Consider the following 21026-nt stretch of genomic DNA (forward strand, 5'->3'; position numbering starts at 1 on the left):
GCGGACAGAGCATGACATTGAATCTTTCGATGCCCGGGCACGACGAACTGAAGCCTCGGATCACAGTATTTGGCGTTGGTGGTGCAGGCGGCAACGCTGTCAACAACATGATTGAGAAACAGCTGGACGGCGTCGATTTTGTGGTCGCCAACACCGATGCGCAGGCACTGCAACAAAGCCAGTCTTCGGCACGGGTTCAACTGGGCGTGAAAGTCACCGAAGGTCTGGGGGCAGGGGCCCGTCCGACCGTGGGTGCGGCAGCAGCCGAAGAAAGCATTGAGCAGATCGTTGATCACCTGGCCGGCGCGCATATGTGCTTTATCACCGCCGGCATGGGTGGCGGTACTGGCACCGGCGCCGCTCCGATCATCGCGCAGGCCGCGCGGGAATTGGGCGTTCTGACTGTTGGTGTTGTGACCAAGCCCTTCCAGTTTGAAGGCGCCAAGCGGATGCGTCAGGCCGAAGACGGCGTTGAGATGCTGCAAAAGGTCGTCGACACTCTGATCATCATCCCGAACCAGAACCTATTCCGTCTGGCCAACGAAAAGACCACCTTTACCGAGGCGTTCTCGATGGCGGACGATGTTCTCTATCAGGGCGTAAAAGGCGTGACCGATCTGATGGTCCGTCCGGGCCTGATCAACCTCGATTTTGCAGATGTTCGCGCCGTGATGGACGAGATGGGCAAAGCGATGATGGGAACCGGTGAGGCCACCGGCGAAGATCGCGCGGTTCAGGCCGCCGAGAAGGCGATCGCCAACCCGCTATTGGACGAAATCAGCCTGAAAGGTGCCAAGGGCGTTCTGATCAACATCACCGGCTCGCACGACCTGACCCTGTTCGAACTGGACGAAGCCGCCAACCGCATCCGCGAAGAAGTAGATCCCGAGGCCAACATCATCGTCGGTTCGACCCTGGATACTGTGATGGAAGGCGGCATGCGTGTATCGGTTGTCGCAACCGGTATCGATGCCAGTGAAAAGCAGGAAGATATCCCTGTCGCGCGCCGTTCAATGTCGGCACCGCTGACCCGCACCGTTTCAGCAGAAGAGTCGGTGCAGGAAGAGGCCCCGGTTGTTACAGCAGTCGCTGAGCAAGCACCTCAGCAAGAGATGAACCGCGAACCCTCGCTGTTTGAAGCACCGACAGAGCCTGCACAGCCACAATTCCAGTCTCGTGTCGAACAGGATGATGATGGTTTGCCACCGCCGGCCTATCAGCCGCGCGTTGCCGAATTCGAGCCGACCCCCGAACCGGTTGAGCCTGCGTCCGAAAACTACGTCGCACCGCAGCCTCAACCGGCAGCGGGAACACCGTCGCCCGAAGCACTGCAGCGCTTGCAGGCCGCGGTCCAGAACGTTCCGCCGTCCGAGCGGAGCCCTTCGATGGTCCGCCCCGCGACCCCGCAGCCGACCGCTGTGCCGCAGGAAGAAGCGCATGATCGTCCCCGGTTTGGCTTTAACCGCCTGATCGACCGGATGACCGGCCACGCAGCAGATACTCCGGCGCAACCACCCCGCCAGCAGCCCGTTATGCGCCAATCTGACGCTACGGCACCTGCAAGGGATGAGGTCGACCCCGAACAGGACCGGATCGAAATTCCCGCCTTTTTGCGGCGTCAGGCCAACTGATCGCGGTAACAAAGTGAATGCAAAGGGTCGCCAAAGGGCGGCCCTTTTCTTTTGTTTTACAAATGTTTGAGGAAGTGTAAGCAGGGATTTGCCGATCTGTCACATACATGTTTCATTCGGTTGCAAAGAGTGAGTTGAGCCTTGACGCCGCCTTCCTTAACTGAGTGTCCAACACGGCCAACCGAGGCCGGACACCACTCTTCGAGGTTCACCTTGCAACATACGCTCAAATCTCCGGTCACGTTTACAGGCGTCGGACTGCATAGCGGTAAGCCTGCGACGATGGTCCTGAAACCGGCAGCCGCCGGTCACGGCATCTGGTTCAAACGGACGGATATTGAGCTGGGCAATGCCCTTGTCCCTGCGATCTATGATGTGGTCGAGCGCACCCCGCTGTGCACCCGCCTGATCAACGACGCGGGTGTGTCTGTGTCCACGGTCGAGCACATCATGGCCGCGTTGGCCGGTTGCGGAATACATAACGCGCTGATCGAGATTGATGGTCCCGAAGTTCCGATCATGGATGGGTCTTCGATTGATTTCGTTCGCGGTATCATGGCGAAGGGCGTGCGTCGCCAAGCCAGCCCGGTTCTGGCCTATGAGGTTCTTAAGCCGGTGACCGCTGTGCGCGAAGGTGCTAGCGCTTCGATTGCGCCTGCAAACGGTCTGATCATCGACTTTCATATCGACTTCGAAGACGGTGCCATTGGCAACCAGACCAAGACCTTGGATATGCGCAACGGTTCGTTCGCACGTGAGCTGTGTGACTGCCGGACGTTCTGCCGCCGTACTGATGTTGAGGCGATGCGCGAAAACGGGCTGGCTTTGGGCGGCACGCTGGAAAATGCCGTCGTTGTTCAGGGTGACGAAGTCCTTACGCCGGGTGGTTTCCGCCGCGCGGACGAGGCCGTGCGCCACAAGATGCTGGATGCCCTTGGTGACCTGTATTTGGCAGGCGGTCCGATCTTTGGTCACTTTACCGGTGACAAATCCGGCCATTCAATGACCAATACTCTGCTGCGCAAGCTGTTCGAGACGCCGGGTGCGGTCCGTCCGATCCTGTGCACGCCTGAACAGGCAGCCCGCCTTCCGGGGCAGGGCCTGGTCCGGGACGAAATCCCGGAAGTCGCTTGATTGGATCAACTCTTCCGACAATTCTGCGAACGGGCGCATAAGGCGTTTTGCACCGGAATTTTATGTGCTAGACCTTGGCCTAAATCGGGGCTTAACCCCGTCAAGTAATACGACAAGGATAGGCGGAATGGTTGGCACCAAAGCGGCAGTCAGGTTCGCAAGCGCGATTCTTCTGACAGCAGTTTTGACGGCATGCGCTGGAAAAGGCGCAGACCGCAATCAGAACCTGGAAGGGTTCACTCCTGAACAGATATTCACGCGCGGCGAATATGAGCTGTCGCAGAATCGTTCGGATGATGCGGCGTGGTATTTTTCAGAAGTTGAACGTCTGTATCCGTATTCCGATTGGGCCAAGCGTGCGCTGATCATGCAGGCATTCTCATACCACTCGGACAAAAACTACGAAGAAAGCCGAGGCGCCGCACAACGGTACATCGACTTTTACCCGACGGACGAAGATGCGGCTTATGCCCAATATCTTCTGGCGCTCAGCTATTATGACCAGATTGACGAGGTCGGGCGCGATCAGGGCCTGACTTTTCAGGCGTTGCAATCGCTGCGCACCGTGATCGAGGTCTACCCGGATAGCGAATACGCGACCTCTGCGGTGCTGAAATTCGATCTGGCCTTTGACCACCTGGCTGGCAAAGAGATGGAAATTGGACGCTATTATCTGCGCCAGGACCATTATACTGCAGCCATCAACCGGTTCCGTGTGGTGGTTGAAGACTTCCAGACCACATCTCACACCGCCGAAGCTCTGTACCGCTTGATTGAAGCCTATCTGGCACTGGGTCTTGTGGATGAGGCACAGTCGGCGGGGGCCATTCTGGGGTACAACTATCAGTCGTCCGAATGGTACGATGCGGGCTATTCGCTGCTGACGTCACGCGGATTGGATCTCAAGAGCCGTGGCAACAACTGGCTCAGCACGATCTACCGTCAGACTGTCAAAGGTGAGTGGTTGTAATCGCCATGGCCAATGGGGTGGGACGCTAAGACCCGATGCTGCGCGCCCTCGATATCCGTGACATGCTGATCATCGATCGGCTGGAACTGACGTTTCAGCCGGGCCTGAATGCGTTGACCGGTGAAACCGGTGCGGGCAAGTCGATTCTTCTGGATTCGCTGGGATTTGTTCTGGGCTGGCGTGGTCGGGCAGAACTGGTCCGTCAGGGCGCCGCTCAGGGTGAAGTCGTGGCCGAGTTCGAATTGAACGAAGATCACGCCGCACATGCAATTCTGGCCGAAGCGGGCCTGCCCGACGGAGAAGAGCTGATCCTGCGGCGGGTGAATACGGCCGAGGGGCGTAAGACCGCGTGGGTCAATGATCGTCGTTGTTCGGGCGAGGTGCTGCGGGCATTGTCCGAGACCCTGATCGAACTGCATGGCCAACACGATGATCGCGGCCTGTTGAACCCGCGAGGTCACCGGGCAATGCTGGATGATTACGCCGGAGCAGAATCCTATCTAGTAAAGGTGCGGTCAGCATGGTCCGAGATGTCACGTGCGCGCAAAGCTCTTGCGCAGACGGAATCGGCCCTAGCAGCCATGCGTGCAGAAGAGGAATTCTTGCGGCATTCGGTATCCGAACTGGATCAGCTGGACCCGCAGCCGGGCGAGGACGCCGAGCTCGACGCCCGTCGTCGCATGATGCAGGGGGCCGAGCGTATCCGCGATGACGTTGCCCGTGCCTTCGCTCTGCTGGGTGGGGACGGGGCCGAGGGGGCGATGGCTGACGCCGTGCGCTGGCTCGAAGGGGTGTCGGATAGTGCGGGCGGCCAATTGGAAGAGCCGATCGCCGCATTGGGACGCGCCTTGATCGAGTTGGGTGAGGCGCAGGATGGTGTCGATGCCTGCCTGCAAAAACTGGACTTTAACCCGTCTGAGTTGGAGCAGGCCGAAGAACGCTTGTTCGCTATTCGTGCGCTGGCTCGTAAACATGACGTCGTGCCAGATGATCTGGGCACCTTCGCCGACACTTTGCGCGACCGCCTGAACCGGCTTGACGCGGGCGATGCGGATCTGGCCGATCAGAGGGCGGCGGTAGACGCGGCACAGGCGGCTTATGACGACGCAGCGGCCAAACTGAGTGCTGCGCGGCAAAAGGCCGCCGGGCAACTCGATGCCGCCGTGATGACCGAACTCGCCCCGTTGAAGATGGAACGCGCTGTGTTCCAAACCGAAATCACGGTGGCAGACCCGGGCCCCGAGGGGATTGACGCTGTGGCGTTCACGGTTGCCACCAACCCCGGCGCGCCTTCGGGACCGCTGAACAAGATCGCCTCAGGCGGTGAACTCAGTCGTTTTCTTTTGGCGCTCAAGGTCTGTCTGGCCGGTGATGACAGCGCGCGCACGATGATTTTCGACGAAATCGACCGAGGTGTCGGCGGCGCGACCGCTGATGCTGTCGGGCGGCGCCTTGCGTCGTTAGCGCATGGCGGTCAGGTGCTGGTTGTGACCCACTCTCCGCAGGTGGCGGCCCGCGCGGCGCATCACTGGCGGGTTCAAAAACACGTCACCGACGGGCATACCCTGTCGACCGTTGTGCCGCTGGCCGAACCCGACCGCGTGGATGAAATCGCCCGTATGGTCGCAGGTGACACAATAACGGACGAGGCCCGCGCTGCGGCCCGAGCCCTTTTGCAGGCCTGAGGTAATTCTGCCGCTTTCCTGTGTTCAATCCGTCGCGATCCCACTTTTATAAGGGCGCTCCGTGGCTTACTAAGGGGAAAGACGTGATCCCCGAGGGCAAATGACCCAATCAACCCGCACCGTTCTGCGCAACCAGCTCAATCAGGCTCTGGCCGCGATAAAGGACGCCTGGCGGGTGATGCGGCGGCGTGGGCCCAGCCAGATTCAATTCTGGTTCATCGCGCTGGCGATCGGGATCGCGGCAGGTTTCATGGCATTGGGATTTCGCAAGGCGATCCGGTCGCTGCAGGCCTATGTCTATGATACGGATGACATTTTGCTTTTGCACAGCCACGCGGAAAAGCTGCCTTGGTTTCTGATCCTGATCATTCCCATCATCGGCGGGCTTATCGTGGGCGTGATCCTGAATAAGTTCACCGACGACGGACGCGTGCGATCCGTCGCTGACGTCATCGAAGGGGCCGCGGTGACCGATGGTCGCGTGGAAAGCAAGGCGGGTATCGCGTCTTTCTTTGCCTCGCTCGTCACGCTCAGCACAGGCGGGTCCACGGGCCGAGAGGGGCCGGTCGTGCACATGGCTGGTGTGATCTCAACCTGGGTCAGTAACCGCATCCATGCTGATGGCATCACCGGGCGCGACCTGTTGGGATGCGCTGTCGCCGCCGCCGTCTCGGCCAGTTTTAACTCACCGATCGCAGGTGCGCTGTTCGCGCTTGAGGTCGTGCTGCGTCACTTTGCAGTGCATGCATTTGCGCCAATCGTGATTGCTTCGGTTGCCGGGACAGTAATCAACCGGCTGGAATATGGCGATGTGACCGAGTTTGTTCTGGATACACCCGGTTCCCTGCAATTCTACGTGGAACTGCCTGCCTTTCTGCTACTTGGCCTGATCTGCGGCCTGGTTTCGCTTCTGCTCATGCGGTCGATCTTTTTTGCCGAAGATATCGGCAACCATATCCAGAACCGGCTTGCCTTGCCTGGCTGGCTGCGCCCAGCTGTTTCAGGTGCGATGCTGGGGCTGCTGGCGATCTGGTTCCCGCATATCATCGGCGTCGGGTATGAAACGACGATCCGCGCTTTGGCAGGTGACCTGACCCTGAGTTTTGCCATCCTGTTTGCGGTGATCAAGACGGTTGCCGTGGCGATCACCATGGGCGGGCGTATGGGCGGCGGGGTGTTTTCCCCATCGCTGATGATTGGGGCGTTGACCGGGCTGGCCTTTGGCCTGATCGCAACCGGGCTGCTGCCGGATGTGTCGGGCACGCATACGCTTTATGCCTTTGCCGGAATGGGGGCCGTTGCTGCCGCGGTTCTGGGCGCGCCGATTTCGACAACGATGATCGTCTTTGAACTGACCGGAGATTGGCAAATCGGCCTGGCTGTGATGGTTTCGGTGTCGATGTCGACAGCGCTGGCCTCGCGTCTTGTGGATCGGTCCTTCTTCTTGACCCAGCTGGAACGTCGCAACGTGCATCTGGCCGCCGGGCCGCAAGCCTATCTGCTGGCGATGCTGCGGACCGGGGCAGTCATGCGCCCCTTGGGCGACCCGCGCTCGATCACGAAAGAACAGGCGGTCGAATTGATCGAACAGGGGCTTTGTGTTCAGGCTAGCGCTACACTAGAGGCAGCGATGCCCTATTTCGACAGGGATGACATCCCCTGTATTCCGGTGGTGATTGTCGAAGAGGATGGTAGTGAAAACCCGGTCGGAGCGCTTTACCACGTCGATGCACTGAAGGCGTATAACCGCGCCTTGGCTGCCACTGCGGCTGAAGAGCACTCTTAGCGTTTATACACGGTCGCGGTATCGCCCAGGTAGTTGTCCCAAGCAAACCAGTACGAAATATGGCCTGCGACCCGGGGCAACTCCGCGCCTCCCGGTCCAACCAGCGCCTCTTCGGTCATGGTCCACTTCTGACCCGTTTCGTCCACCAAATCGCCGCCAGACGCAGCGAACTTGTGGGATGCGCGTTCATAGGCGCGCACTGCGCGCTTTTCGTCGTTTCCGATAAGCACCAGCGGCCGGTTGGCGATGGCGTCGTTGATTACTCGGCTCTTGCCGAACGCGTCCAGGGGCCATGCTCGCGCCGCGCCAAATTGCCGGATGGCAAAAACATAATCTTTCTGTCTGTGACTGGACTGATCGACCAGCGCCGGAAACATCAATTCGGACGAAGCGAAATACTCCCGATACACGACACCCGATCCATAATTCCGCCGGTGACCGGTGTTCATTGAAAGGACCTTCGTCTTGGGGTGAGATGTTTTCCAGCTTTGCCATGTGGTGATGACCACCGGGCGTTGTTTCAATTCGATACCGCTGCCGACAAGCGCGCCAACGACTGGCTTGCCGGTGTATTGGTTCCACAGGGAATGCGTCTGACGATCGAACATCAGTTTGTTCGATCTGTACAGAAACCCCGATGAGCCGAAGATCAGGGGTTTGCTGCGACCCGGCACTTGCGTTTCAAACAGAATTCCGGATCCGCACAGTGTACAGTAGGCTAAGGCCACCGGAACTCCGCCAATCACCTCGTTGAACATTTCATGCCAGCCCATGATCCGCAGCGGGTAAGCTCGTTCGTCCCCGTTGATCGAAACGCCAAAGACCAGGTCATCGTCCTTAAGGTAATCTGCACGCGCGGCAGGGATCAGAGCCGGATTGTCCAGCGATGGGATACCGTCCTTGTTCACACCACCCCACGCGATCTCTTCAAGCCGGATCTTCATCTTGTCGCGCTGCAAATACTTTGGTTTCAGGAAGTCATCGAAATTCGTATCAATTCCCAAAAGAACCTCGCGCTTGAACGGGATGAGCGAGGGGTGTGGCACGATTTGCGGGTTCTTTTCCTGCCAGAGCATCCACTCAAACCAGTCTTGACCGGTATTCTCACCAGTCAGGGTCTGCATGACTTTCACGATGTCGCTGCTGCGACGTCTGGCGTATCGCATACCGGTCAGCAAAGCAGGCACCACATCCGGGTTGCCGCGTTGTACGAGAAAGGCCATGCCTTGCTCAAACTCTGCGTTGCTTCCAAACAGTGTGGAACGCACAGCATCAAGCACGGGGTCTTGTTGCGCGGACAACGCGCTAGGCAACAAGAGCGCGGCCCCCAATGATCCTGCGAAACTGCGACGGGTAAGTGACATGGCATCCTCTGGGCGGTGTTTGGTGGCATTGTGCACGCTTGATGCCTCAAATGCATGCAACAGCCCCGTGATTGGATCGTGATCAAGCCTTGTCAGTTGCGAGCGCGCTGTTGAGCTACCTGCGAAGACTATATGCTTGCATGTTATCGTGAAATTTGCCGGTTAGTCGTATCCAAAAAAATTCACAGATATTTTTTGTCACGATGCCAAAAACGATAAATTTTGCAATGGGTTCGAAATTCTGGCCATGCCAGGGAGGCCCGGCCAGGGATTTCTTGGTCGCGTACGAACGGCAGCAGCCCACCTAAGATCACTGGCATCCATGGCACAGGCCTATGGGCGTGTGCGTCACGACATGGCCGCGACCGAGCGGGTCAGAGAGGCCATCTGAGGGATTTAAATCTGTTCGACCTTAACGGAATCGACGCGGTAAAACGCGACATAACCCTTGATCTCGGCCATTGCGGCGACCGGGTCCTCATAGCTCCACGCTGCGTTTTCGGTCACGGATGATTTATTGACAATTGAGAAATGCGTCGCATCGCCTTTGTGCGGGCAGTGCGTAACCTTTTCTGTACGGTCCAGAAATGCCATTCCGATATCGGCGCGAGGGAAATAGATCACCGGCTCCAGATCACCTTCCAGCAGCTCCAGCGCATTCATGCTCTCTCCGAGAACGGCGCCCCCGGAACGAACGCTCCATTTACCAGCTGCTTTGCGGATCGTTATGTCTGTCATCTCTGCTTCTTCCCTCGTCTTTAGTACGGATCACTCCTCTGCCCGGTTTATGTGACAGTCCAGTGTCAGATCGGCGCACTTGCGGCATCCAACCACAGTTGAGCGTTGTCGCCCAGCCTTGGACGAACTTTTTCCGCAACGTCGCGGTGGTATGCGTTAAGCCACGCGCGTTCTTCTGTCGTAAGCATATCGACTACAATCAGCCGCCGGTCAATTGGAACGTATGTGAGCGTCCGCCAGTTCAGCATCGCACGCTCGGTGTCCGCCGTGGGCAAGGAAGGGGCATCTTGAACCACAACAAGGTTCTCGATGCGAATGCCGAATGCGCCTTCGCGGTAATATCCCGGCTCGTTTGACAGGATCATCCCCGGCTCAAGCGGAACATGGCTGACCTTCGACAAGCGCTGCGGCCCTTCGTGGACGCTCAGGTATGCGCCGACCCCGTGGCCGACCCCGTGATTGAAATCCTGCCCCGCTGCCCACAAGGGGGCGCGTGCGATGCATTCAATGTCTCGTCCGGCCAGCCCGGCGGGCCAGCGCAGCATGGACAGATCGATCATCCCTTTCAGCACGCGGGTAAAGCAGGCTTTTTCCTCAACGCCCACTTCTCCGATTGCAATGGTGCGGGTGATGTCGGTTGTGCCATCCAGATACTGACCTCCGCTATCCAAAACCAACAAGTGACCATTCTCCAGCCGGCTGTCGGTTTCTTCGGTCACCCGGTAATGCATGATCGCGCCGTTGGGACCGGTGCCCGCAATCGTGTCGAACGAGATATCCTGTAGCGCGTTATCCCGGCGGCGGTTTTCCTCAAGCTGCGTGACCACCTGCGTTTCCGCCACTGTGCCCGGGGTCTGTGCGTCCAACCAGCACAGGGTTTCAATAACAGCAACCGCGTCACGAAGATGCGCCTCGGCGCTGCCTGCGATTTCGGCGGCGTTCTTGCGAGCTTTGGGCAGGGCACAGGGATCACCTGCATCCATCATTTTGTCACCCAGCACATCCGCAACTGCCTGCGGCAGGGTTCCCAAATCGACTTGAACCGCGCCGCCCAAATCCGCGGCCGCATCCAGAAAAAACCGAGGGTCGTGAACCTGAACTTGCTCGACAAGGTGATCTAACACCCCGGCCAGTTTTTGCGCCGACATGAACAGATCAACCCGACCATCGACGTGTAGAATGGCAAACCCATGCGCTACCGGGTTATACCCGATATCTGATCCACGAATGTTAAGCAGCCACATGATCGAATCCGGCAATGTAATGATGGCCGCATCACACCCGTTCTGTTTTAGATCCTCCGCCACCCGCGCAATTTTGCTTGTGGCTGTTTCCCCTGCAAACTCAATCGGGTGCGCCTTGACCGGGTTCATCGGGGCGTCCGGTTGATCCGACCACACCCTGTCCACCAGATTGTCGCTACGAACAAGTTCGACGCCGCTTGCGTTCAACTCTTTCTTCAGACTGGTAATCTGCCCTGCTGCATGCAGCCAAGGATCAAAACCAACCTTGCCGCCGTTGGGCAGCTGTTCTTTAAGCCACACGCCCAAACTGGTTTCAGGCCAGGGCACAGGCGTGAAATCCGCCGCAACCTGAGCCTTGACCTGCGTGCGATACCGGCCATCGATGAAAACGCCGGCAATATCGGACAGCACTGCGCAGAAACCGGCCGACCCGGTGAAACCCGTCAGCCATGCCAGACGTTCATCGCGTGGGGCCACATACTCGCCCTGATGCGCATCTGCGCGTGGGATCAGAAAACCGTCCAACCCATCCTGTGCCATCTGGGATCGCAAAGCGGCCAGCCTGGGCGGTCCCTGTTCCGGACGCGCAGTGACTGCAAAGGATTGAAACATGTGACACCTCTCGCAAACGGGGGGCTGCCCCTTCATCTTTTGAAAAATACTTCTGCCGGAGGCAGGGCCAGCGTCAGCTGGCCCTCTTCATCCCCATCACGCGTGCACGTGCCCGAGGATCGCTGTCGAACAATGCCGCCAGCTGTTCAGTCATCGCACCTGCCAGCTGTTCGACATCCGTGATCGTTACCGCGCGGTCGTAGTATCGGGTTACATCGTGGCCGATACCAATGGCCAAAAGCTCGACCATCTTACGTTTTTCGACCATTCCGATCACGTCGCGTAAGTGTTTTTCCAAGTAATTCGCGGGGTTAACGCTGAGCGTTGAATCATCAACCGGCGCGCCGTCCGAGATCACCATCAGGATCTTACGCTGTTCGCGTCGCGCCAGCATCCGGCGATGCGCCCACTCCAGCGCCTCACCATCGATGTTCTCTTTCAGCAGGCCTTCTTTCATCATCAAACCCAAGTTGGGTCGCGCGCGACGCCACGGGGCATCCGCGCCTTTATAGATGATGTGGCGCAGATCGTTCAGACGCCCCGGCTGTTGCGGGCGACCGTCATTCAGCCATGCCTCACGTGCCTGGCCACCTTTCCAAGCGCGCGTAGTAAAGCCAAGGATTTCGACCTTCACGTTGCAACGTTCCAACGTCCGGGCCAGAACATCGGCACAGATCGCCGCGATCGAGATCGGACGACCGCGCATCGAGCCCGAGTTATCCAGCAGCAGTGTCACCACCGTATCGCGGAACTCAGTGTCTTTTTCGACCTTGAAACTCAGCGGCGTGGTCGGGTTGGCCACAACACGCGCCAGTCGCCCGGCATCTAGAATACCTTCTTCGCGGTCAAACTCCCAAGAGCGGTTCTGTTGCGCCTGCAAACGGCGCTGCAGTTTGTTCGCCAGACGGCTGACGGCACCCTTAAGCGGCTCAAGCTGCTGATCCAGATAGGCGCGCAGCCGTTCCAATTCGGCAGGCTCGGCCAGGTCTTCGGCTGCGATCTCTTCGTCAAAGGTTCCAAGGTAAACCTTATAATCCGGGTCGGCCTCGGACGCTGGCGGTGGGGCAGGTGGCTCCAACGGTGCCTCGCCCTCGGGCATCTCGGCCTCTTCGCCCATCTCATCCTCGGCCATCTCGTCCATCGAGACCTGGGCCTGGGACTGATCCTGCTGCTCTTCCTGAGTTTGCTCAGGGGTCGCGTCGGCGTCCTGTTCGTCCTGATCATCCTGACCGGTGCTGTCGGGATCGGGCTGTTCTTCGGCGTCGTCCTCAGCCTGATCTTCCTGATCTTCGTCCAGTTCGTCCGGGTCTTCGCCCAACTGGTCGCCATACCCCAGATCCTTGATCATCTGGCGGGCAAATTTGGCAAACTCGGCCTGATCCGAAAGGATGTCCTGCAAGTTTTCCAGCGTGCCACCAGCCTGCTCTTCGATGAAGCCACGCCAGAGGTTCATGATGTTCTCGGCCGCAGGCGGCAGGTCGCGTCCGGTTGCCAAGTGGCGGATCAGATAACCCGCGGCCACCGACAAGGGGGCATCTGCGGGTTGCTTGCACTGGTCGTACCCACGGCGCAGCGCCTCATGCCCGATCTTGACATCGATGTTTGATGCGGTGCCGGGCATATCCCGCGCGCCCATCGCTTCACACCGGGCAACTTCCATGGCCTCATAAAGATCCCGCGCCATATCACCCGGAGGTGCATAGCGATTATGGGTCGCATCGTCATGATATCGGCGCTGCAGCGCCAAAGCATCCGCCGTACCGCGCGCCAGCAAAACCTCTTCGCGAGTCATCCGCCGAGAAACCTGCGGCAAACGCATCGACTCGCCCGACAGCCCCGAGGGGTCGACCGTATAGCTTACAGACAGCTCTGGATCGTCGGCCATAACCTTGGTGGCCTCGGCCAAGGCCTTCTTGAACGGATCGGCGGGGTTGTCGTTAGGTTTAGACAATGAACGTACTCCAGATCATTGCTGCTAGGAAAAGTATTGCGTACTCCCAACGCAGCCGTATCAGGTGAACATATTGCGACGCCGTCATGTCTGAAGGCGCCGACTTTTTCCAACCTACTTTGTCAAATAGCCAAAATGAATCAAAAACGACCCAGATCGATGCTATGACAAAAAAGGCTTTCACCCCAAGCTTACGCTCGCTGCACTTTCCGGCAGTTCCTCATCAAAACAACGTTGATAGAACTCGGCCACGGTCTGGCGCTCAAGCTCATCACACTTGTTCAGGAAGGACAGGCGGAAAGCGTAACCCACATCACGGAAAATCTCGGCGTTTTGGGCCCAGTTGATAACGGTCCGAGGGCTCATAACTGTGGACAGGTCACCGTTCATGAAGGCGGTCCGGGTCAGGTCGGCAACAGTGACCATCTGGCTGACGGTCTTGCGGCCTTTCTCGGTATTGTAGTGCGGCGCCTTGGACAGAACGATCATCGTTTCGGCATCATGGCTGAGGTAGTTCAGCGTCGAGACCAGCGACCAGCGGTCCATCTGAGCCTGGTTAATCTGTTGCGTGCCGTGATAGAGGCCAGTTGTATCGCCCAGGCCCACAGTGTTTGCCGTGGCGAACAGGCGGAAATTGGGATTCGGCGTGATGATCTCGTTCTGGTCCAGCAGGGTCAACTTGCCGTCGTGTTCCAGCACACGTTGGATCACGAACATCACGTCGGCACGGCCCGCGTCGTATTCATCGAACACGATGGCGACAGGATTGCGCAACGCCCAGGGCAGGATACCCTCGTGGAACTCGGTGACCTGTTTGCCGTCACGCAGTTTGATGGCGTCCTTGCCGATCAGGTCGATCCGGCTGATGTGGCTGTCGAGGTTCACACGCACGGCGGGCCAGTTCAGGCGGGCTGCGACCTGTTCGATATGGGTCGATTTGCCCGTGCCGTGATAGCCTTGGATCATCACACGACGATTGTGGGAAAAGCCTGCCAGAATGGCCAGTGTGGTTTCCGGGTCAAACTTGTAGGTCGGGTCGATCGCGGGTACGCGGTCACTGCGGTCAGCAAAGCCCTTGATCGCCATGTCGGTTTCAATACCGAACACGTCACGGACCGAAATTTCTTCGGTGGGTTTTGCGTTTACGTCGATCGATCCGTCAGCCATTCGCCTTGTCCTTATCCTTTGCCCCGCGTTGCCGGGTTTGAACTCGTGTGTGGTGCAACATATTGCGGGCAAGGGCAAGGGAAAGCCGTGCTGGTAGGTACTTAGGCGGATGTTTCTTTGAAACTGGCCTTATCGACGTTGCGTCCAATGTCTCGAGCTAATCTTTCAAATCTTGGACAGCACGAATTTTGGGTCCAGAACGCCGCCACGCAGTCCCGTGAAGCATTAACATTGCAATAGTAAGATATGATGAGTTAAATATGCATATATGATTGTGCAAAAGCGGTTCCCGATTTTGTTTTTAAGAGTGTAGGTAAAAATGTCGTTAGTAATCTCAGGTCCGACTTCTATCTCCATCCCCAGTGGGTCGAGCTCGGTTGCGGAGCAGTATACCGCGACCAAAGCTGTGACGTGGAGCGTGACCGTAACTGGCAATGGTGGATTGGATCCTTCCGACTACACTGTTTCGATTTCACCGAGCGGAGTTCTGACCGTTGAGCTTACTGAGGGGGCAGACATTCCCCCGAATACGCAACTCACGGTTCTAATACGCGCGACGACGGGAAATCCGGGAAATGGTAACAATGCCTCTCTCAGTGTGACAGTCGACCTTCCTGCCGGAACAGTGCCATGTTTCGTAAAGGGCACTTTGATAGAAACCGAAAAAGGCCCTCGCCCTGTCGAAGAACTGTCGGTTGGGGACAAAGTTCGCGTTTCCAGCGGTGCGCTGTTGCCTATCCTTTGGATTGGCAAAAAGACCATGAGCGCGGAAGCGTTGCAGCGAAACCCGCGATTGCGCCCTGTTTGCATCCAGAAAGGGGCAATCGGGGACGGTTTGCCTGATCGTGATTTATACGTGTCCCCACAGCATAGGATTGTTCTCGAAGGGTGGCGCGCCGAATTGCTGTTTGGAGAGCCCAGAGTTTTTGCTGCGGCAATTCATTTGGTCAATGACAAAACAATTCGACAAGTGCGGCCCGATGAGGCCGTGACGTATTTCCACGTTGCCTGTGATCGCCATGCGATACTGATTTCGCATGGTTTGCCGACAGAAAGCTTGTTTCTGGGCGACATGGCGCTTTTGTCATTCGATCGCGAAGATGTCGAGGAGCTTGGTATGCTATTCCCGGATCGTTTCAGCCTTAAACCCACTTTGGAACAAACTCGCGTGCGGTGCCTAAAGCGCCCCGAAACAGAGGCGCTTTTGCGCATGTACGGTCGTCGATAAGACGACTACCTAAAGTTCCGGCTGTCCTTGATCTGATCCCACGCCCAGACGACCTCTTGCAACTGCTCTTCCTGGGAACGGTCGCCGCCGTTCATGTCAGGGTGCAGCACCTTGATCAGCTTTTTGTACGCTTTGCGCACCTCGGCCTTGGTCCAGCTGTCGTTGGCTTCCAGAATTTCGATCGCGCGGCGTTCCGTGGGGGGCAGGCGACGACCGCCACCACCTGACGTGCGCCCTTTGTTTTGGGTGCTGTTTGCGCCAAGTACCTGATGCGGGTCTTCGATGCCCAGACGCGCCCATGCGCGCGCTTCGGGATCGCCCATTGGCTTTGTTTCGCGCTCCCACACTTTGTCCTTGGAGCGCTGGGCGTTCAGCTCGGCCTCGGTGGTGCCGTCAAAGAAGTTCCATTTGTTGTTGTATTCGCGAACGTGCTGCTGGCAGAACCAGAAAAAGTCGTCCAGAACGTCAGGGGCCTTGGGTGCACGGAACTTGCCCGGTTCTTCGCAACCTTCGTAATCGCAGATACGCGTCGAGGTTTCAGACGCGCCCGACATTCCGCGACGCCCGCGCGGGTTCTTTTTCTTCGAAGTGGATACGGACATATCAAATCCGAAGGGGTCTGACTTCACCATGTGCTCATCCTTAAGAACGCATCTTTTCGACTCGGAGGCAGCAGTTTAGTCTAAGCAGCCGAAAGTAGAAGAGGGGGGGCGGTAAAATTTTCGCCCGTGAGCAAAAAAATGACTGTTACCGACGAGATCCGAACCTGCCTGATGGCAGCCTTTGAACCGCGTGAGCTGGAAGTCGTGGATGACAGCGAAAGCCACCGAGGACACGCCGGGTTTCAAGAGGGCGGCGAAAGCCATTTCAACGTCCGTATTCGTGCCAGCGCTTTTCAGGGTCAATCCCGCGTCGCCCGCCACCGGGCCGTACATAAGGCACTGGGTGACATCGTGCCCCGCATTCATGCGCTGGCGCTGGATATTGATACCTGAACAGGCCCTTTGGTCGGTGCCTAGGCGACCAGAGAAATGGCCCTGTTAACCGCGATTCCCTGATTCACCGCGCGATAGGTGGGAAAAGGCAGCCGGTGCGTCGCATCAATGTCTCGCTGTATCCACTCTTGCTTTTCCAGGCGATGAAGCGACGTCGAAAGTGCGCGATCGGAAATCGTGATCAGACCGGATTTGAGGGTCGAGAACCGTTGGGGCCTGTCGGTCAACGCCAGAATAGGTGCCGTCCAACTGCGTCTGAGTAACGCGAAATCAGCGTCATCTGGCACGGCATTCACGATTCGGCTGGCGATTTCGGCCGCAGTTTCACCCGTTTGGGTCAATCGAAACTCGGGACGCAACGGATGACCGTGGCCGGGATTCCGTTCCAGAAAACCCAATTGAATCAAATGGTCAAGGCTTTGTGCAAAAGCGGTTCTGCCGGCGCTTGTCGCAGCCAGTAGCGGTGCCTGTCGTCCCGGCGTGCCTTCATGCATCAACGCCAGAATGTTCAGGGACCAGGCGCGGGATGTAAGCTTGACAAGAATCGTTATGTCCATAAAGTATAGTTACTTTAATTTTCGCCAAAAGGATAGTTCAATGCCACTCGTTTCACTGGAAAACACGATCACGCTCGCCATGTCCGTGCAAGACAGGCATGTCAGTGCCGAATGGTATCAGGCCAAGCTGGGGTTTGAGCTGATCCACCATATTGACGAGGCCGGTTGGAGCGAGATGAAAACCAAAACCGACGGTGTGACCTTGGGCCTGGGTGAACAGGCCGAGCCTGCGCCTGGCAATACGGTGCCGGTGTTCGGGGTGTCGGATATTGCGACGGCGCGTCAGGCGCTCGAATCCTCGGGCGTCAGGTTCGATGGGGCGACTGAAACGATCGAGGGCATGGTCAGCACCGCAACGTTCTACGACCCGGACGGAAATGCACTGATGCTGGCGCAGGATCTGAGCCAAGCAGCAAGCGCTGCCGAGTAAAATTCAGCTGCAGGCTATGAAAACCCGAGCAGACCGCTTAGGTCTGCTCTTTGTCCTTTTCGGACAGGTCTGTTGGCTTCAGGGTCAATGGCGGATCTTTGACCTCTTCTGAAATCGGTGCAGGGGCCTGCACTTCTTCTGGTCCAGGCACCGGCTGAGCCACGGGGGCATCGTCGCTGTCCTCAACCGCCTCACGCTCCGAAGAAAATTCAGCTGCAATCTCACGCCGAAACACCAGAACGTTGCGCCAGTTCACGGTGGAACTGGTCAGGCCAGCGCGTTCCTCGCTGGGCAGAAGTTCCGCACGCTGGTATTCCCAGCCATCCTGCCCCATCTGATTCAGGATCTGTTCGATCGACACTGCAAACCGCCCTTCGGCAGTTTTGACGCCCTTGGCCTTGGTGCCTTTCAGCGGGGCGGGGACAACTTTGTATTCGTAGCGCTGCATCAGATTTTCCTGGTTGCCGATCCCTGGCAATCTAACATGTTGTCGGGTTTCGAACAGTCATCATCGCCCATTGGGCAAATTCTGTTTTGTCTGTTGCGCCCCGCGCGCGGGGCCGGAGTGGTCCGCGCCAGATGCACGGACCACTCCGTTGCAGTTTCTTGAACCGAAAGGTTTACGAGCTCAGCTTTTTGCTGACCAACTCATTGACGGCTTTGGGGTTCGCCTTGCCGCCAGTTGCCTTCATGACCTGACCAACAAACCAGCCTGCCAGTTTGGGGTTCACCTTGGCTTTTTCGACCTGCGATGGGTTGGCCGCGATGATTTCGTCCAGCGCAGTTTCGATGGCACCGGTGTCGGTGACCTGTTTCATGCCGCGTTCTTCAACGATCTGTGCCGGGTCGCCGCCTTCGGTGTAGACAATCTCGAACAGATCCTTGGCGATCTTGCCAGAAATGGCGTCTGAGGCGATCAGATCGATGATCCCGCCCAACTGCGCAGGCGAAACCGGCGAGTCGGTGATGCTGTGGTCTTCTTTCTTCAGGCGACCAAACAGTTCGTTGATGACCCAGTTTGCGGCCAACTTGCCGTTGCGGCCTTTGGCGACCTCTTCGAAATAGGCAGCCGATTCCACCTCGGCTGTCAGAACAGATGCGTCATAATCCGTCAGGCCGAACTCGCTGATAAACCGCGCCTTCTTGTCGTCGGGCAGTTCGGGCAGTTTGGCGGCGATGTCGTCCACCCATGCCTGCTCAATCTCCAACGGCAGCAGATCTGGGTCAGGGAAGTAGCGATAGTCATGCGCCTCTTCCTTGGACCGCATCGACCGTGTTTCGCCCTTGTCCGGGTCATATAGCCGGGTTTCCTGATCGACCTTGCCGCCACCTTCAACGATGGCAATCTGACGACGCGCTTCGACTTCGATCGCTTGCTGAATAAAGCGCATCGAGTTCATATTCTTGATTTCGCAACGGGTGCCCAGATGCGAGAAGTCCTGCGTTTCCTGATACTTTTCATAGGCACCGGGTAGACAGATCGAAACATTGACGTCCGCCCGCAAGTTGCCGTTTTGCATGTTGCCATCGCAGGTGCCCAGATAACGCAGAATCTGGCGCATCTTGGCGATGTAGGCTGCCGCCTCTTCGGGGCCGCGAATATCGGGGCGGCTGACGATCTCCATCAGGCAAACACCGGTCCGGTTTAGGTCGACAAAGGACATATGCGGGTCCATGTCATGGATCGATTTGCCTGCGTCCTGTTCCATGTGGATGCGTTCAATCCGCACCATGCGTGCTGTGCCGTCGCCCATTTCCACCAGCACTTCACCTTCGCCCACGATGGGCTGGTACAGCTGAGAAATCTGGTAACCCTGCGGCAGGTCGGGATAGAAATAATTCTTGCGGTCAAAGGCCGATACCAGGTTGATATCCGCCTTCAGGCCCAGACCGGTTCGTACCGCCTGTTCAACACAATATTCATTGATCACCGGCAGCATTCCCGGCATCGCGGCGTCCACGAATGCAACATTCGAGTTCGGCTCAGCCCCGAATTGGGTCGATGCGCCCGAGAACAGCTTGGCATTGGACGAGACCTGCGCATGCACCTCCATCCCGATGACCAGTTCCCAATCGTGCTTGGCCCCGGCAATGGTTTTGGGTTTGGGCATTTCGTATGTCAGGTCGAGCATGGCGCGCCTCATTTCCGCAGAAGTCTAAGCCTGCGTATTAGGCCCGGCACGGCCTAGGGGCAAGGGGGAATCAGTGCCCGGATAGGCGCAAACCCGTCGGAGTAAAGGTCACATCCAATCCGCTGCGCAGCTCATCACGGAACAGATCGCCAATTGCACGCAGAGCATCGCGTTGCCCGCGGGCCGCAAACCGTTCAGGTGAATTGATCCGAACACTGTTGTTGAACCCATTTGCTGCATGGGCCCAAATCAACGGGTGCAATTCGGTCAGGTGGTCGCGGATCAGCCAGTTTGCAGCCTGGTGTATCTGGCTGCGCACCAGATCAGCCTTGTCGCACTGGCCAGCGCCGTTCTGGATCGTGATGGCACAGTATGCCGACAGCATGTTGACGGTTTGCTGGTCAGGGCGAAGGCGCAGAATATCGTGCATGCCTTCCAGGAAGAAATCGACATCCAGACGCGCGCAGGCCTCTTCGTCCAGAGCAATTGCATCGAACTGAACCCAAGTATAGCCTCCGGCCCCCCAGATGTCCCGGGTCTGGGCCGCCATACGAAGCGCCTGGACCTCAAGCTCGCCATAGCTTCCGAACCAGCGCGGCAGCAGGTGAGTGCCCATCGCGCGCATGTGTCGATGGTTCATCGGGTCGAGCTTGATCAACCGCTCGTATTCATCCGCTACCCGTGTGTTTGCTCTACGCTGACCCGCCAAAATTGCGCAGCCAGCCGAGGCGACAATGGGGCTCTCCGCTGCGGCCTCGCGACAATCGGGAAGGATTGCAGCTGCCCGATCGAAATGGGCGGCGCAGCGGGATTGGTGCAGCGAGGGAAGGGTTGCTTCGTTCGTTGTCCCGCGCCATGCCCATGCCATGTCAATGTGGGCCAAAGCGACAACCAAGGCGATCATCGGGTCGCCCGAGTGCGCGCGCATCTCGTCTTCCAATTCGGAAATGCCGTTCATGACATCAAATTCTGATAGCGCTTTGGCGTCAGACAGCGCGTGCTCTGCGGCCAGAACCACATCGGCTCGTGCCCCAAACGCCAGCAATTCGGCGACGGGCATTCCGTCGGGTGCAGTGTCCCGTGCGTCGTCTGCTTTGCGCATCAGGTCGGACAATTCTGCCCAGCGATCCTGCCTGGCCAGGAAACGGCCTTTTTCTATCGAGCTGCGCCCAATCTCATCCTGGGCCTGAACATCAGCCAATGGTATGTTCAGTTGCCCTTGGTCCGGCAACACGGGCGAAACAGCCGGGTCAGCGAAATACGCGCCGGATGCAGCGGGATGAGTAGTAGAAGATCGGGAACGGGACCAACGGTCCCTCAAAAACCAGAACATGGCGGCACTCGAAACAAACAAACCAGAAACTTGAGGGTAAGAGCTTTGCCGCAATCGGTGTCAAATTCA

At 57.8% G+C, this 21026-nt stretch carries 19 protein-coding genes; 9 read left to right on the forward strand and 10 right to left on the reverse strand.

All coding sequences use genetic code 11. The features are described 5' to 3' along the window. The first annotated feature begins 11 nt into the window (after window positions 1-11). The 5 genes from ftsZ (at window position 12) to AC2FI9_RS12305 (ending at window position 7206) form a co-directional block, all read left to right on the forward strand. Window positions 12-1631: a cell division protein FtsZ gene (ftsZ, locus tag AC2FI9_RS12285; protein ID WP_496767968.1), complete on the forward strand. Its 1620-nt coding sequence runs from the start codon at window positions 12-14 to the stop codon at window positions 1629-1631. A 213-nt stretch (window positions 1632-1844) separates the two neighbouring features. Next, a complete protein-coding gene (lpxC, locus tag AC2FI9_RS12290; protein ID WP_496724412.1) occupies window positions 1845-2765 on the forward strand; it encodes a UDP-3-O-acyl-N-acetylglucosamine deacetylase in 921 nt (306 codons plus the stop codon). Between the two features lie 127 nt (window positions 2766-2892). Next, window positions 2893-3735 carry an outer membrane protein assembly factor BamD gene (locus tag AC2FI9_RS12295; RefSeq protein WP_496724414.1) on the forward strand — a complete coding sequence of 281 codons (843 nt, stop codon included), beginning with the start codon at window positions 2893-2895 and terminating at the stop codon, window positions 3733-3735. Between the two features lie 35 nt (window positions 3736-3770). Continuing rightward, a complete protein-coding gene (recN, locus tag AC2FI9_RS12300; RefSeq protein WP_496724416.1) occupies window positions 3771-5420 on the forward strand; it encodes a DNA repair protein RecN in 1650 nt (549 codons plus the stop codon). A gap of 100 nt (window positions 5421-5520) precedes the next feature. Next, a complete protein-coding gene (locus tag AC2FI9_RS12305; RefSeq protein ID WP_496767970.1) occupies window positions 5521-7206 on the forward strand; it encodes a chloride channel protein in 1686 nt (561 codons plus the stop codon). Here the strand turns inward: AC2FI9_RS12305 and AC2FI9_RS12310 are convergent. Further along, the gene (locus tag AC2FI9_RS12310) at window positions 7203-8570 is read right to left on the reverse strand and encodes a DUF3179 domain-containing protein (RefSeq protein ID WP_496767972.1); all 1368 of its coding nucleotides are present in this window, start codon (window positions 8568-8570) and stop codon (window positions 7203-7205) included. The genes AC2FI9_RS12305 and AC2FI9_RS12310 overlap by 4 nt on opposite strands. Before the next feature lie 247 nt (window positions 8571-8817). On the opposite strand from AC2FI9_RS12310, the gene AC2FI9_RS12315 reads away from it, so the two are divergent. Then, window positions 8818-8961: a hypothetical protein gene (locus AC2FI9_RS12315; protein ID WP_496767974.1), complete on the forward strand. Its 144-nt coding sequence runs from the start codon at window positions 8818-8820 to the stop codon at window positions 8959-8961. Between the two features lie 5 nt (window positions 8962-8966). Here AC2FI9_RS12315 and AC2FI9_RS12320 read toward each other — a convergent pair whose 3' ends face one another. The 4 genes from AC2FI9_RS12320 to cobS all read right to left on the reverse strand — a co-directional run bounded on the left by AC2FI9_RS12320 (window position 8967) and on the right by cobS (window position 14282). Further along, a complete protein-coding gene (locus tag AC2FI9_RS12320) occupies window positions 8967-9308 on the reverse strand; it encodes a DUF427 domain-containing protein (RefSeq protein ID WP_058274347.1) in 342 nt (113 codons plus the stop codon). A 65-nt stretch (window positions 9309-9373) separates the two neighbouring features. Then, window positions 9374-11164: an aminopeptidase P family protein gene (locus tag AC2FI9_RS12325; RefSeq protein ID WP_496767976.1), complete on the reverse strand. Its 1791-nt coding sequence runs from the start codon at window positions 11162-11164 to the stop codon at window positions 9374-9376. A gap of 73 nt (window positions 11165-11237) precedes the next feature. Then, on the reverse strand, window positions 11238-13115 hold the full coding sequence (cobT, locus tag AC2FI9_RS12330) for a cobaltochelatase subunit CobT (RefSeq protein WP_496767977.1): 1878 nt from the start codon (window positions 13113-13115) through the stop codon (window positions 11238-11240). Window positions 13116-13295: 180 nt separating this feature from the next. After that, on the reverse strand, window positions 13296-14282 hold the full coding sequence (cobS, locus tag AC2FI9_RS12335) for a cobaltochelatase subunit CobS (protein ID WP_058274350.1): 987 nt from the start codon (window positions 14280-14282) through the stop codon (window positions 13296-13298). Between the two features lie 319 nt (window positions 14283-14601). Between cobS and AC2FI9_RS12340 the strand changes: the two genes are divergently transcribed. Then, window positions 14602-15510, forward strand: coding sequence for a Hint domain-containing protein (locus AC2FI9_RS12340; protein ID WP_496767979.1), 909 nt, complete (start codon window positions 14602-14604; stop codon window positions 15508-15510). Window positions 15511-15515: 5 nt separating this feature from the next. Here AC2FI9_RS12340 and AC2FI9_RS12345 read toward each other — a convergent pair whose 3' ends face one another. Continuing rightward, window positions 15516-16142 (reverse strand): J domain-containing protein, encoded by a 627-nt coding sequence (locus AC2FI9_RS12345; RefSeq protein ID WP_496767981.1) that lies wholly within the window; start codon window positions 16140-16142, stop codon window positions 15516-15518. 108 nt (window positions 16143-16250) lie between these two features. Here AC2FI9_RS12345 and AC2FI9_RS12350 point away from each other — a divergent pair, with 108 nt between their 5' ends. After that, complete coding sequence (locus tag AC2FI9_RS12350; protein ID WP_058279592.1) at window positions 16251-16505, forward strand: BolA family protein; 255 nt, start codon at window positions 16251-16253, stop codon at window positions 16503-16505. Window positions 16506-16525: 20 nt separating this feature from the next. Here the strand turns inward: AC2FI9_RS12350 and AC2FI9_RS12355 are convergent, their stop codons facing one another. Then, on the reverse strand, window positions 16526-17062 hold the full coding sequence (locus AC2FI9_RS12355; protein ID WP_496738028.1) for a winged helix-turn-helix transcriptional regulator: 537 nt from the start codon (window positions 17060-17062) through the stop codon (window positions 16526-16528). Between the two features lie 40 nt (window positions 17063-17102). On the opposite strand from AC2FI9_RS12355, the gene AC2FI9_RS12360 reads away from it, so the two are divergent. After that, window positions 17103-17492, forward strand: a complete 390-nt coding sequence (locus tag AC2FI9_RS12360; RefSeq protein ID WP_058274355.1) for a VOC family protein — start codon at window positions 17103-17105, stop codon at window positions 17490-17492. Between the two features lie 37 nt (window positions 17493-17529). On the opposite strand, the gene AC2FI9_RS12365 is transcribed toward AC2FI9_RS12360, so the two are convergent. The 3 genes from AC2FI9_RS12365 to AC2FI9_RS12375 all read right to left on the reverse strand — a co-directional run bounded on the left by AC2FI9_RS12365 (window position 17530) and on the right by AC2FI9_RS12375 (window position 20957). Continuing rightward, window positions 17530-17940 (reverse strand): DUF4177 domain-containing protein, encoded by a 411-nt coding sequence (locus AC2FI9_RS12365; protein ID WP_496767983.1) that lies wholly within the window; start codon window positions 17938-17940, stop codon window positions 17530-17532. Window positions 17941-18112: 172 nt separating this feature from the next. Further along, window positions 18113-19624, reverse strand: a complete 1512-nt coding sequence (gene gatB, locus AC2FI9_RS12370) for an Asp-tRNA(Asn)/Glu-tRNA(Gln) amidotransferase subunit GatB (RefSeq protein WP_496738026.1) — start codon at window positions 19622-19624, stop codon at window positions 18113-18115. Between the two features lie 70 nt (window positions 19625-19694). Then, entirely contained in the window at window positions 19695-20957 is a 1263-nt protein-coding gene (locus AC2FI9_RS12375; protein ID WP_496738025.1) for a hypothetical protein, read from the reverse strand. Window positions 20958-21026 lie beyond the last annotated feature (69 nt).

It is taken from the genome of Ruegeria sp. CDSA246, from assembly GCF_059611225.1.